Origin of the sequence: Clostridium sp. UBA5119 (assembly GCF_002414285.1) — a bacterium.
GTDB lineage: Bacteria > Bacillota > Clostridia > Clostridiales > Clostridiaceae > Clostridium_J > Clostridium_J sulfidigenes.
The window spans coordinates 16,945-31,468 of record NZ_DHYX01000103.1 but is presented as its reverse complement, the minus strand read 5'-3'; the positions used below and the strand labels follow the sequence as shown (position 1 = coordinate 31,468).

Here is a 14,524-nt window from a genome sequence, read left to right as displayed (position 1 = left end):
CTTATTTCAGCATAATACTTATTCTAGTGAACATAATTATGATATAATTCTCCACCTATGAGTTTATAGTTTTCATAATAATGTCCTAGAATAATTCCTTCTCTTTTTCTATTAATCCTTATTATATCATAGTTTGGACTTGTTGATGAAGAATTGCTTTTATAACAGCATTGAACTGCTTCTTTTTCATATTCCTTGTCTATAATTATATTACTAATTTTCCCTCTATGATTTATTTTTAAAGAGAGAACTCCGTACTTATCTTCTACATCTATAGTACAATGCTTTGAAAGTTTTAAGGTTAGCTCTTCTTCAAATTCATCATAGATTCTATCTAAACTCTTATAATTTTCATAGACATATTTCAACTTCACCTTTTGCTTACATACCATTACTTTTCTGGTACCATAGTTTATTTCTATAATATCAGCCTTTTTACCCCCTATAAAATTTATTTCCGGGTAAATTATATATTGCTGCTTTATAGTTAAAAGAAATAGTAATATAGGCAAGTATCTCAAAGACTTCACCCCTCTTCTTATGAGGATATAACTTAGGTATAATATGAGAATCATAACCCCTTCTATGTAAGTAAATTCTAAGGGTAAGGGCAAAAGATTAACTAAGAATTCCTCCATTGTATTAATTATAAGTAGCACTGAGTTAGTAATTAGAGATAAAAGATTAAACACTGTTGGAACTTTAATAAAAAGAAGTAGAAGATTACCTAAAACTAATAGGAATGTGTAAAATGGAATCAAAAATAAATTAGAAATAAGTCCACCTAAACTCACAGCATTAAATCTCATTATTATATAGGGTGTAGTGAAAATCATAGAGCTAAAGGTTAAACTAAGGGATGTAGCTATAAAATTAGGGAGCTTATAAAATTTCCTTTTAATTTTATTATTTAAAGTGAGGATTCCTAATACGGCTAAAAAACTAAGTACATAACCTATATCTAATATGTAGTAAGGTTTTATTAGCAGAAGTAAAAATGCTGCAAATGCTAAGGCTGATATACCTTCATATGTCTTTTTCACCTTAGGGCCTAATACCAGCAAAAATATCATTATAAAGGCTCTAAAGGTAGAGCTTTTTCCTCCAGTAAATATAACATAAAAGAAAAGAACTATTAAAGCTAGTTTATATCCAATTATACTTTGAAGTACTCCATAAATTAATGATACATGAAGTCCTGATACACTTATTATATGAGATATACCTAAAGCATTAAATTCTTCTCTTTTATCATAATCAATATAGCTATCATCGCCACCACTTACTGCTAGTATAATAGCAGCTCCTTCTTCATCAGTAACAGCTAAAAGCTTATTATAAAGATGACTTTTTATCAAGTATCCCTTGTATATTAAATCGTCTTTTAAAGGCTTTGAAGCTATTAGGTTATACTCTCCTACAATTCCTTTGCTATAATCTACCTTTCTCTGAAATTCTCCTTTTAATATGTACTGCCTTCCTAATTGAATCTCCTTGTTCTTAGGAAAAATTTTAATTCTTCTATTTTTAAGACTACCAATATAGTAATCCTTGCCTTCCTCCACGATTCTGCACTTAACATTTTCACCTAGGTCCATGGAATAAAAATATATAATGCAGTTTATAAAAAATAACATAGAAAACCCCATAACTATAAAAGCTATGGGCTTCTTAAAATCTTTTTTAAGTAAAAGTATATAAATTACTATAAAAACTACAGCTGGTAAAATTCCCATGTAGCTATATAAAAAGTATATAGTACATCCAAAAATCCCTGCTAAACATATCTGAATCATTGATTTATCCATAATATCACCCTGTAGTATCATTGCCAAAGTAATAAATTGTAATTCAGTTTTATAACCAATTTATATATATTTCTTCTGCTGGCATTGGCTTTGCAAAGTAATATCCCTGAATCTCATCACATTGTAATTTTCTTAGACATTCCAATTGTTCCTTTCTTTCAACTCCTTCAGCTATCACAGGAACCCCTATTGCTTTAGCAACGGTAATTACAGCCTTAACGATTGCATAATCATAGTTGTCTTTATCTATTAGGTCTATTAAAGGTTTTGCTATTTTAACCCTATTCACTGGTAACTGCTTCAAATAATATAAAGAGGAATATCCAGTTCCAAAGTCATCAACAGCTATTGAAATACCCATTGCATTAATCTTTAACAATGTATCTTTAACTTTTACATCTTCTTCCAATTCTAAAGTTTCTGTAATTTCAATTTCTACTTCTTCAGGTATAATATGATATCTTTCCATGATTTCTTTTAATTTTATAATGAAACTATTATCCTTTAACTGTCTTACAGAAACATTAATTGCCATTCTAAGGTGTCTTTTAGTTTTTTTCTTCCACTGGTATAGCTGTGCCATAGCATTTTCCATAACCCAATATCCTATAGGAATTATAAATCCTGTTTCCTCTGCAATGGGAATAAATTCACCAGGTGAAATAAATGTTCCATAATTTCTTTGCCATCGTATAAGTGCCTCAAATCCTATAATACTTTCATCTTCAATAGATACTTGTGGTTGATAATACAGTTGAAATTCTTCATTCAAGTCAGCTTTTTTAAGCATAATTTCAATTTCATTTTTAGCAAATGCTAATTCCCCTAGCTTTTTATCAAAGACCATTACCCTATTAAACCCTAATAACCTAGCTTGTAGCATAGCTATATCTGCATGTTTTATCATTTCATCTCTATTTTTTGCATCAAGGGGATATATAGATATTCCTATATTTAGAGTAAGTCGTATATCATGCTCTTCAATGGCATATATGTCACTACAGGAATGTATAAGATTTTTAGCCATTTCTAGTCCATCTCCGTAGGTATAAGAACCTTCCTTAGCAAAAACAAAAACATCTTCACCAAAGGAAGCTAAAATATCTTCTTCTCTATAGACATACGCTTTAAGTCTCTTTCCTATTTCCACTAATACTTTTTCTCCAATATAATTACCAAACATAGTTTTTAGCATTTTATATTTATTTAAATCAATGTAAAAAAGAATAATATTTTCATCTTTCTTCAGATTATTAATATTATTATCAATCTGCTGAAGAAAATATCTTCTACTATGTAAACCTGTAACTACATCTTTATTTATCAAATCATTTAACTCTTTTGTTCTTTCCTGAACCTTGCTTTCCAACCTTAAGTTTAATTGCTTTTCATTTTTTAATAATTCTTCTTTAAGTATATTGGTTTGAACATGATTTGAATGTATATAGTAAAAGGTAATAACTATAAGCATTAATAATAAATATTCTAACTGCACCCCTTTAAATAGGATTAAAATTATTGGAGCAGTTAATAATAAAAGCCCCTTTTTATTTCTACCACTATTCATGAATTCAGTACGTTCTATCTTATGTTGAGTTTTAATTTTAATAATTGATCCTATAGCTACCACTCCAAAAGCAATTGCATATGCAGCATCTAATAATGAATTCGGCTCATATAAACTGTAAAAATATTCATAATAATAAATAATATCAAAAACTATATAGAGTATATATGAACCAGCTGTAACCCTTAAATATAAAGGTATTTTCCCTTTTCTTATAGACAAGAACCAACTAGCAACCCAGATAAATATTAAAAAGTCTACAAATACACAAATCATAAAAATCCAATCACTTTTCATAATTATTGCATTTTGCATATCAGTATTAAAAAATATAACCCAAACTAAAGTCATAGTACAGATTGTTATTGCAACAGTATCTATTAAAACCTGGGTCGCATTCCATTTTTTAAACTGATGATATCCACCTATAATTAAGGAACATAGTAATAGTAAATTAGTCAATGAATACCCATTAGATATAATACTAACTTGTTCTGGATTAATTTTCAGAATCATGGCTTCCACTGCCCATATAACATCACAAACAGCCCAGTTAAAAATACTTAGAGCCAAAAATAATCCTGAAGTTTTTAATGTCTTATTTTTCTCCTCCATATAATAACCTTTAAAAACATAATAAGCTGTTATAAAAGTTACAATGGGAGATAAAATGTTTCCAAAAAAATTTGATTTTACAACGGTTGCTCCGAAATAGGATAAATATAAAATTGCTATTAATACCACTGTCAAAACTTTCTTCATAATCCATTTCTCCCTTACAATCGTAGAAATATAATATATAACTTATTTCCCATACAGAATATAAGCTTTCTATTCTTAAATGTAATATCTATTATTCTTTTTTTAGGATGAAAATCCTTTATTTATATAATAAAACTTTTCATTCATAATTTCATTGAAGTTAATATAGGGTATGTAAATATAAATTTGTATGAATATATCAATGAAATTATGTGTAAATATAGAAATATTTGTATGGCTGACTAGTTAACTATTTGTTGTGTTCATGCGTGTTCCAAGTATTATTCCAAAAAAAGTAACGGGGTCAGACCCCCTCCCATAAAATGGGAAGGGGTCTGACCCCATTCCAGCAAAATGACGTAATTCAAAAAATGAAAAACAATGGGCTAGCCCATTGTTTTTTTGGCGGGAATATGTGAGAATCGAACTCACCCGTCGTGGTCTTAGCACGGCAACTCGGTTTTGAAGACCGGCAGGCACACCAGCACCTATCTACTCCCATATTACTTCCTACACTTGGTATTATAAGATGTAATAGATAAAAAATCAAGTATTAAAATTATCAATACTTGATTTTTTTCAATATTAATACATTACTCTATCATTTTCTACACGTTTAGTGAATTTTATACTATCTAGATGTTCTAGGATAGCAATGGTATATTTTCTGTTACTTTCAAAAATTTCTTTAGCCGTAGCTGCTGATATAGAGCCATTTTCAAGGATATAATTTCTTACCTTATTCTTAGCGTCTTCATAATCTTCCTTAAGAAGAGTACAGTCTTCATTTAATTTAATTAAAATTTCCTTATCTAGTAGAAGTTCATATACCATCTTAAATCCTGCTCTATCTTTTTCCCCTTGAGCTAAGTCTACATATTTAGGAGGGGTAAACTTTAACTTTTTATATTCATTTATTATAAAGTTTTTCATTCTTTCTTGTTCTTTATTCAAGGTTACATTAAAATCATATAAAGCTATAAATTTTTCACTAACTTTTACTGTTTTCTTTTCTACTAACATGTTTAATATCTCATCATAATTCTTTTGTTTTAATTTCTTAGTAAATATTTTATTTTTAGCTTCTTCTTTAGATATTCCAAATTTTAATGGATTCTTTTTATGGAAATCTTCTATCAGTGACTTTAATTCTTTAGTTTTATCCTTTAAGAAATCTTTATGGATGAATATGTTATTATCCTGTCCACCTAGTCTTATTATGATCTCTTGATCTTCTAAAACTTTTAATTCCTCTTCTATGTTATCCATATTTTTCCCAAGACTCTTTAATATAGCTAAAGAATCTGGATAGGTATCGCTTAGATTTTTCACTGTATTTTCTAAAATATTAGTAGATTTACCACTTTCTTTTAGTTTTAGTTCTTCTAAATACTCAGCAGTAACCTTCTTAGATTTTTTAGCATTAGGCTCTATTATTATACCTCCTGCTATGGTATTCATAGGAGAATAACTTCTTATGATGTAGCGGTCATTTCTTTGAGCTGTAATAGGCTTTTCTAATCTCAGCTGGACGTAAGCCCACTGTCCAGGTTTAATCTCTTCTTTATCTAAGGGGATAATTCTACAGATTATTTCTTCTGTACCATGGTATAGCCTTACCCTTTGTCTATTTACTATAGATTTTTCAGCAGTTTTTATATGGTATAATTTACAATCTATGATTAAAGAAGGTTCCATAATATCTTCTTTAGCTACCACATTACCTCTTTGTACCTCTGATACCTTAATATTGGAAAGGTTTATAGCACAACGCTGTCCTGCTTCTCCAAGTTCTGAAGGCACATCATGGACTCTTATTCCTCTAACTTTAGCCTTAATCTTACCTGGATATATCTCCACGGTATCACCTAGGGATACCTTTCCACTTATTATAGTTCCAGTTACTACTGTACCAAAACCACTTATACTAAAGGATCTATCTACTGGTAATCTAAAATGACCTTCTGTATCCTTTGCTTCTACTTCTTCAGTTAATTTATCTATATCCACAATTAATTCTTCAAAACCAATTTTAGTCTTAGAGGATACTGTATGAATAGGTGCATCCTCTAAAAAAGTATCCTTAAACTCTTTCTTTATGTCTTCCTTTATCATATCTAACCATTCAGCTTCTACTAAGTCCGACTTGGTTAATACTACTATACCTTTCTTTATATTTAAAAGTTTTAATATTTCAAAGTGTTCCTTGGTTTGCGGCATTATTCCTTCATCGGCAGCTATTACAAGTAACACCACATCTATACTACTTATTCCTGCTAACATATTTTTAATAAACTTTTCATGACCTGGTACATCAATTATTCCTGCTCTTCTACCTGAAGGTAAGTCAAAATAGGTAAATCCTAAATTTATAGATATCCCTCTGTTTTTTTCTTCTTGTAGAGTATCTGTTTCCCTTCCTGTAAGAGCCTTGATTAGGGTAGTTTTACCATGGTCAATATGTCCAGCAGTACCTATAATTATATGCTTCATCTATTTTACTTCATCCTTTCAAAGCATCTGTTTTCTAATAGAGCAGATAGGTAGTAACCCACCTGTTTGGTCTAATCTACTCTATAGCCTTAAAACATTGTACTATTTCATCAAAATCTTCTTTAAATAAGGTTCTTCCATCTAAAACTAGTTCATCATTATAAACTCTAGCTATTAGTGGAGTTTCTCCTAATCTAAGTTTTCTCTCCATATCCTCTGGAGAAAATTTATCACTGGTTACTTTAACTACATAGGTTTCAATTTTTTCTGTAGGCATGGACCCTCCACCTACCATGGATTCACCTTTGTCTATATAAAATTTTAAGTCTTGAGTCTTACTTTGCAACTTCCTCTTTAGAAGTATACATTTTTTCTTAACTTCTTCCTTAGGCATCAAAATCATATTTAAAGATGGAATATTATCTATAGCTTCTTTTTCATCTATATAATATTTTAAGGTACCTTCTAATGCTGCTAAAGTCATTTTGTCAACTCTTAGGGCCCTAGTTAATTGATTCTTTTTCATTCTATCGATATATTTCTTTTTCCCAACAATGATTCCCGCCTGTGGACCACCTAGCATTTTATCTCCACTAAAGGTTACTACATCAATACCTTTTTTTATGCTATCCTGGACGGTAGGTTCATATGTAAAACCATATTTACCAAAGTCTATAAGAACTCCACTACCTATATCTTCTACCACTGGGATTTCATGCTTTTCTCCCAGTTCTGCAAGCTGCTCTAAGGCCACTCCTTCTGTAAAGCCTAAAACTTTAAAGTTAGAGGTATGAACCTTTAAAAGTACTCCTGTATTTTCTCTTATATTATTCTCATAATCATATAGATGAGTTCTATTTGTAGTTCCTATTTCTACTAGCTTAGCTCCACTAAACTTCATAACTTCTGGTATTCTAAATGAGCCACCTATTTCTACTAGTTCTCCTCTAGAAACTATAACTTCCTTTTCCTTTGCTAAGGTATCTAGGACTAACATTATAGCTGCAGCATTATTATTTACTACCATGGCAGCTTCTGCTCCAGTAACCTTTTTAATAATTTCTTCTATGTGAGAATATCTAGAACCTCTTTTTCCGCTTTCTATGTCATATTCTAAATTATTATAACTACCTGCCACTGTTATCACATTTTCTATAGCTTTTTTTCCTAAAAGTGAACGACCTAAATTAGTATGTATAACAGTTCCTGTGGCATTTATCACCCTTTCTAGGTGCATTTTATTTTTGTTTTCTAGGGTATGAACTGCAAAATCTAGTACTTGCTCTGTATTTAAACTATCTACATTGCCTTTTAATATACCATTTCTATAAAATTCTATGGCTTCCCTTAAGGATTCTAAAACTATGGTTCTAGAATTTTCTTCTATTAACTTATTTACTGATTGAAGTTTTAAAAGTTCATCTATCTTAGGTAATTTTCTTAATAATTCCTTATTCATTTTACTTCTCCCATGCATTTTTAATAAGATACAATTTATGGATGATTATCTATTCTACCACTAGAGGCACTTCACCCTTTTCAATTACTTCACCAATAATAGCAGGTTTTATATCTAACTTCATTAATCTTTCCATCATAGACTGAACTTGATCTTGAGGAGTAGATATTAATAAGCCTCCTGAGGTTTGCGGATCAAATAAAGCATCCTCTAGCCATTCTGGAATATCCTCTAATTTATACTTGCCATCTAAATATCCTTTATTGTTATAGGTTCCTGCAGGCACTAAACCCATCTCAGCATATTCTCTAGCACCTTTAATCACTGGAATTTTATCTTTAAATAACTTTATAGTGATATCAGAAGCTGATGCCATCTCATATCCATGACCCATTATCCCAAAGCCAGTAACATCTGTGCATGCATTTATGTTGTAATCTACTATAATTTCACCTGCATATTTATTTAAGGTACTCATAACCTTTACAGCTTCATCATATACTTCCTTGGATGCAATTTCTGCCTTTATAGCTGTATTAACAATTCCTGTACCTATAGGCTTTGTTAATATAAGTACGTCTCCCACCTTACAACCATGGTTTTTAAGGACCTTTTCAGGATGTACTATTCCCATAACAGATAATCCATACTTAGGTTCGTCATCTTCAACAGTATGTCCACCAATCACTACGGCACCTGCTTCTATGACTTTATCAGCGCCACCTTTTAAAATTTCTCCTAATATATCTATATTAAGGCAATTAGGAAAGCAAACTATATTCATGGCTACTGTAGGCTTTCCCCCCATGGCATAAACATCACTTAGGGAATTTGCAGCTGCTATGGCTCCAAAGGTATAAGGATCATCTACAACTGGAGTAAAAAAATCTAAGGTTTGAATAGCTGCTATATCCTCTGTTAGCTTGTAAACTGCTGCATCATCAGAAGTTTCTATTCCTACTAATAGGTTTTCATTTGACATTTTAGGTAACTTACCTAGTATTTTTGAAAGGGTCTCCGGCCCTATTTTAGCTGCTCATCCAGAGGTTTTTGAAAGTTCTGTTAATCTTTTTGACATGGTTTTACCTCCTTATTTTATAATAAAAACAAACTTTATTTTTTATTAAATTAAACTTTATTTAGTATTGAAAATCATACTAATTCTTTAATAATTCTATACTAATACTCATTTTATGTCTACCTTATCTCTCAATTTCTCTAAGGTTTTTACTCCTATACCCGTTATATTTGTTAATTCATCTACGGAGTTAAATTTTCCATTTTTATTTCTGTAATCTACTATACTCTGAGCTTTTACTTGACCAATACCTGGAATTGTCATGAGCTCATCCACCGTTGCTTTATTTATATTTATTTTTCCTTTTGAATCTACAGCTCCTGTACTCTTTTCCTGCTGTCCTTCAACTTCAATTTCTGAATCTAATACTTCTTCTCCTATTTTATATATTTTAATACATTGTTCATCCTCTAGTATTTTAGAAAAATATATCTTTTCCTCATCTGCTTCTGGTGTCAGTCCCCCTGCAATTTCAATTAAGTCTCTTACTCTAGAACCTGCTTTTAATTCATATTCTTTAGGATCTTTCACTGCACCCTTTATATCTACAACTATTTTACTATCACTTATTTTTTCTTGATTTTCACTATCTTTATTCTCAGTATTTTCATTTTCTCCATTACCTTTTGAATTTTGGCCCTGGAAATACTGTTGTTCATCAAGGAATACCTCTTTATATTCTTCTTCTTTATTATGATTAATTATGTATCCTGCTACCAAAAATATAATGCTAAGTATTAATATGGATAATGCTCCTATTATTTTTTCTTTTAATTTCACTTTAATACACCTCTTAATTAACATCTTATCCATAATATTTATAAATTATTATCGTACTTCCAACTTTTTTTTGATATAATAATGTATTATGTGTTAAAAAAGTTACTAGATAAAAATTAAATATGTATAGTAAGGAGATTTCTATGAAAAAACTATTATTTATCATATTATCATTTTTTGCTATAACCCTATTAAGTTATGGTAATGCATATGCATACTCAGACCCACCTTCAATAACTGGTAAAAGCGTAGTAGTTATGGATGCTAATACCGGGGCAGTGGTCTATGGTAAAAATGAAAATAAACCTTATCCACCAGCATCTACAACAAAACTAATGACAGTACTTCTAACTCTAGAAAATTGTGATCTAGATGAAGTTGTAACTGTAGGTGAATTTCCTCCTACCATTGAGGGTTCAAAAATCTATGTAGATGTGGGAGAAAAGATGACTGTAGAAGAAATGTTATATTCAGTAATAATGGTTTCCGCAAATGATTGTGCTGCTGCTCTAGCAGAGCATATATCTGGCTCCATTGAAGAGTTTGCTGTATTAATGAATCAACGAGCAAAGGAACTGGGTTGTAAAAATACCAACTTTGTAAATCCTCATGGACTTTATGATGATAAACATAGAACTACAGCTTATGATTTAGCTCTTATAGAAAAAGAATTATTAAATCACGAAAAATATATTGAAATATCTAAAACTAAATCTACTTTCTTACAGCCTACAAATATTTTTAAAGAAAAAAGACCTCTTTGGAACGATAATAGACTACTTCACGATGCTTATGAATGCTATTATCCAGATGCCATTGCTGGCAAAACAGGCTATACTGATGAATCCCGTCATTCTTTTGTAGCTTCTGCTTGTAAAGGGGATGACAAGTTTATAATAGCAATATTATTTGATGAAAATAAAGCCTATTATGATGAAACTCCTAAACTTTTTGATTGGGCCTTTAAAAACTTTTCCACTGAAAAAGCTTTTTCAAAAGGTGAAGAAATAGGTACTTACGAAACTACTAATGGTTCAATTATTCCCTTATTGGCTGATAAAGACATACTATATACCAAGGATAACAGTTCTAAAGAAAAGCCATCCATAGTAATTAATAAGGATACTCTTAGTAATAAATTTTTTAATAAGGGTGAGCCTATTACTACTGTTGCAGTTAATTATAATAGTCAAAGCTATAGTAGTGAGGTTTTAAGTGGTAGTGATTACGAAGAAGAAGTGCTTCCTGTAGTTGGTAATCTAGTTACTACAGATGATAACACTATAAGCTATAAAAATCTATTTATGATTATAGGTGGAATAGTTTTAGGAATTATTCTTCTAATATTAGCTATTATATATATTATTAAGAAAAGAAAATTAGCCAAAAAACGAAAAAAACTTTTCTCTTCTTATAATTCATACAGAAATAAATATTAATTTATCAAAATATAAATGGTGCTGCATTATTAACTAATGAAGCACCATTTCTTTATCCTATGACTTCCAACTCCAATACTCCTATCTTCTTAAAAGTGGGAGTAAAGAGCTGCTAGGTCTCCGGCTATGAATTTTCTATATGGATTGAAAGCTATGTATAAGCTTTGCCATATCCTCTGGAAGAGCACTTTCAAAGTTTAAAATCTCACCACTTCGAGGATGTGGCAATGTTAGAGCATAGGCATGTAGGGCTTGACGAGATATTAATTCTTCATCATTAAAATCACTATAGAGTTGTTCTCCATATATAGGACATCCTACATAGCTTAAGTGTACCCTTATTTGATGGGTTCTTCCAGTCTCTAAGACCAATTCTACTAAAGTTCCTTCTTTATAACTCTCTTTTACCTTATAATGAGTAATGCTTCTTTGACCATCCTGTAAAACTGCTCTTTTTATTGTTTCATCTGTAGGTCTTCCTATAGGTAGGTCTATAGTACCTTCTTGATTTTCAAGGTTTCTATGAATTATAGCTAAATAAGACTTTTTAATTAAATTTTTCTCCATGGATTTTGCTAAGTTCATGTGAGAAAATTGATTTTTAGCTATCATAATAAGTCCAGAAGTATCTCTATCTAATCTACTAACTAATCTTACTATAGAATTATCATTATTACTTCTAAAATGATGAATAACTCCATTTGCTAAGGTTCCCATAGGATGATTTTTAGTTGGGTGAACTACCATAAAAGGAGGCTTATCAACTATTAATAGATCATCATCTTCATAAATAACCTTTATGTTTAAATCTTCACCTTCTATATTTTGGCTTTCCTCTGCATTTACAGTAACCTCAATAATATCTTCTTCTTGAAGTTTATAGTTAAGCTTTACTTCTTTACCATTTACTCTTAACCTTCTATCCATAGCTGAACCACGAATGAATCTACCAGAAAGATTTAAATTCTCCTTCATGTAGTCTCTTATCTTCACATCCTGGCCTTCTTTTCCTACCTTATATGTAATAACACTCATCTTCTAGTCACCTCTATTTATAAATATTTAAGCCTCCTTGTGTAGGAGGCTTAATCATATACTTAATTATTCTACTATTGCTATTACTTCTATTTCTATTAAAGCATCTTTTGGTAATTTACCTGGTTGAACACAAGATCTTGCAGGTGGATTTGCATTGAAATACTTTCCATATATTTCATTCATGGCTGCAAAGTCATTCATATCCTTTATAAATACTAAAGTTTTTACAACTTTATCTAAGGATGTACCAGCCTCTTCAAGAATAGCTTTAACATTTTCTAAGCACACAGCTGTAGCCTTTTGTATATCATCATTTACTAATTCTCCAGCTTGATTTATTGGTAATTGACCTGAAGTGTATAGTAAATTTCCTACCTTTACTGCCTGTGAGTATGGTCCTAAAGCTGCAGGTGCTTTTTCAGTGTTGATTATGATTTTATCCATTTTTTTGCCTCCCCAATTTAAATTATTATATATTATTAGATAATTTTTACCTAGTAATATCAGTTTCTTTTAGTAACTAACAAATAATTTCTAGCTTTAATGGTATCTATATGCATTATTGAGTTTCTAGATAATATATACATTATAGTATCATCAAAAGATTTTAAAAGAGCTTTATCTATATTCTCATAGGCTAAAGTCCTTAATTCTTCCACACCTTTAAAATTTCTTGAAGGCTCTATACAATCAGCAATATAAACTATTTTTTCTAATGTCGACATATTTTCTCGTCCTGTAGTATGATATTTTATTGCATTTAAAATATCTTCATCTTCCACATGGAACATTTCCTTTGAAATATATGCTCCAATTAAACCATGTAAAAGCTGAGGAGATTTGTAATATATATCTGAAATAATTATTCCATTACTCCTTGCTTTATTAATTAAATCATTGGCAGAAAAATTTTTAGCACAATCATGACAAAGCCCAGCTATTCTACCTTTATTAGGATTTATACCATAATGTTTTGCAAGGTCTTCACTAGTTTTCATTACACCTAAACTATGGTTATATCTCTCCTTGGTAAGATGAATTTTTATATAATCTTTTATTCTATTTTCCTGCCACATACCTTACACCTTATTTCTATATAAATTATATTGATTAATTACCTCTTCTACCCCTTGGGGAAGAAGGTAATTAACCATTTTATCTTCTGAAATTTTCTTTTTAATTTCTGTAGATGATATATCTAAAAGAGACATTTCTAACAAAATTATCTCTTTGCCATACTCTTTCTCTAAATCCTTTTTCATTTTTAATACATCATCCATAGCATATCCAGTTCTAGAAAACACAACTAAAGTGCAGTTATCTAATATGATGTGAATATTTTTCCACTGTCTTAAAGTCATTAAACTATCTACTCCAACTAAGAAATACCATTGAGTATAAGGTTCTCTATGGTTAAACTGCATTAGAGTATTATAAGTATAACTTAAACTGTCACTTTTTATCTCAAAATCACTTATGGAGAACTTTTTCTCCCCTTTTATGGCCTGAGAAACCATTTTATACCTAATTTTCTCTTCTGTCACAGCTCTAGCCCTTTTATGTGGTGGTCTACCATTTGGCATAAATATGATTTCATCTAGGCTTAAATTATATAGTGCTTCATAAGCTATATGAATATGTCCTATATGTATAGGATCAAAAGTTCCTCCAAAAATTGCCTTTTTCATGCTATTACCTCTTTAAATTATAATACCATATATGAAGTATTTTACCAACTATAAATGGAATACTTGTTTAAAAGTTACATATATTTAAAGGTTTCTAAAACTCTATTAAATGTATTTTATTTAGGAAGTTCTATTTTAGGATTTTTCTTAGATTTACGATATATAACTAATTTGCTTCCTATAGCTTGAATTCCTTCACAACCTAATTCTTCACATAAAATTTCTGAAGCTTCTCTTGCTGTAATCCCACTATTATTTAAAGTTTTTATCTTGATTAGCTCTCTTGATTCTAGAGCTTGATCTATCTGCTTAAGAAAGTTCTCTTCTATGCCACCTTTTCCTACTTGGAATATTGGTACTAATTGACTTCCAAGAGATCTAAGATAGCTTCTTTGTTTTGTTGTTATCATGT

General features: G+C 30.3%; 12 protein-coding genes and 1 tRNA gene. 1 reads left to right on the top strand and 12 read right to left on the bottom strand.

Annotated features, from left to right (window positions below):
- Positions 1-23: 23 nt before the first annotated feature.
- From B2671_RS15950 to B2671_RS15920, 7 genes are all read right to left on the bottom strand, one after another.
- Positions 24-1,808: a ComEC/Rec2 family competence protein gene (locus tag B2671_RS15950; protein ID WP_346871290.1), complete on the bottom strand. Its 1,785-nt coding sequence runs from the start codon at positions 1,806-1,808 to the stop codon at positions 24-26.
- A 49-nt stretch (positions 1,809-1,857) separates the two neighbouring features.
- Entirely contained in the window at positions 1,858-4,137 is a 2,280-nt protein-coding gene (locus tag B2671_RS15945) for a bifunctional diguanylate cyclase/phosphodiesterase (protein ID WP_346871289.1), read from the bottom strand.
- 403 nt (positions 4,138-4,540) lie between these two features.
- Positions 4,541-4,637: transfer RNA gene (locus B2671_RS15940), tRNA-Sec, on the bottom strand.
- An 85-nt stretch (positions 4,638-4,722) separates the two neighbouring features.
- On the bottom strand, positions 4,723-6,630 hold the full coding sequence (gene selB / locus B2671_RS15935; RefSeq protein WP_346871288.1) for a selenocysteine-specific translation elongation factor: 1,908 nt from the start codon (positions 6,628-6,630) through the stop codon (positions 4,723-4,725).
- 76 nt (positions 6,631-6,706) lie between these two features.
- Positions 6,707-8,089, bottom strand: a complete 1,383-nt coding sequence (gene selA / locus B2671_RS15930) for an L-seryl-tRNA(Sec) selenium transferase (RefSeq protein WP_346871287.1) — start codon at positions 8,087-8,089, stop codon at positions 6,707-6,709.
- A 49-nt stretch (positions 8,090-8,138) separates the two neighbouring features.
- The gene (gene selD / locus B2671_RS15925) at positions 8,139-9,167 is read right to left on the bottom strand and encodes a selenide, water dikinase SelD (RefSeq protein WP_346871286.1); all 1,029 of its coding nucleotides are present in this window, start codon (positions 9,165-9,167) and stop codon (positions 8,139-8,141) included.
- Positions 9,168-9,275: 108 nt separating this feature from the next.
- The gene (locus tag B2671_RS15920; protein ID WP_346871285.1) at positions 9,276-9,947 is read right to left on the bottom strand and encodes a ComEA family DNA-binding protein; all 672 of its coding nucleotides are present in this window, start codon (positions 9,945-9,947) and stop codon (positions 9,276-9,278) included.
- A 143-nt stretch (positions 9,948-10,090) separates the two neighbouring features.
- Here B2671_RS15920 and B2671_RS15915 point away from each other — a divergent pair, with 143 nt between their 5' ends.
- Positions 10,091-11,386 carry a D-alanyl-D-alanine carboxypeptidase family protein gene (locus tag B2671_RS15915; RefSeq protein ID WP_346871284.1) on the top strand — a complete coding sequence of 432 codons (1,296 nt, stop codon included), beginning with the start codon at positions 10,091-10,093 and terminating at the stop codon, positions 11,384-11,386.
- A 135-nt stretch (positions 11,387-11,521) separates the two neighbouring features.
- Here B2671_RS15915 and B2671_RS15910 read toward each other — a convergent pair whose 3' ends face one another.
- The 5 genes from B2671_RS15910 to yhbY form a co-directional block, all read right to left on the bottom strand.
- Positions 11,522-12,421: an RluA family pseudouridine synthase gene (locus B2671_RS15910; protein ID WP_346871283.1), complete on the bottom strand. Its 900-nt coding sequence runs from the start codon at positions 12,419-12,421 to the stop codon at positions 11,522-11,524.
- 66 nt (positions 12,422-12,487) lie between these two features.
- Complete coding sequence (locus B2671_RS15905) at positions 12,488-12,868, bottom strand: RidA family protein (RefSeq protein WP_346871282.1); 381 nt, start codon at positions 12,866-12,868, stop codon at positions 12,488-12,490.
- Between the two features lie 59 nt (positions 12,869-12,927).
- On the bottom strand, positions 12,928-13,500 hold the full coding sequence (yqeK, locus tag B2671_RS15900) for a bis(5'-nucleosyl)-tetraphosphatase (symmetrical) YqeK (RefSeq protein ID WP_346871281.1): 573 nt from the start codon (positions 13,498-13,500) through the stop codon (positions 12,928-12,930).
- A gap of 3 nt (positions 13,501-13,503) precedes the next feature.
- On the bottom strand, positions 13,504-14,112 hold the full coding sequence (gene nadD, locus B2671_RS15895; RefSeq protein ID WP_346871280.1) for a nicotinate-nucleotide adenylyltransferase: 609 nt from the start codon (positions 14,110-14,112) through the stop codon (positions 13,504-13,506).
- A 116-nt stretch (positions 14,113-14,228) separates the two neighbouring features.
- Positions 14,229-14,522, bottom strand: a complete 294-nt coding sequence (gene yhbY, locus B2671_RS15890) for a ribosome assembly RNA-binding protein YhbY (RefSeq protein ID WP_346871279.1) — start codon at positions 14,520-14,522, stop codon at positions 14,229-14,231.
- Between the last annotated feature and the right edge of the window lie 2 nt (positions 14,523-14,524).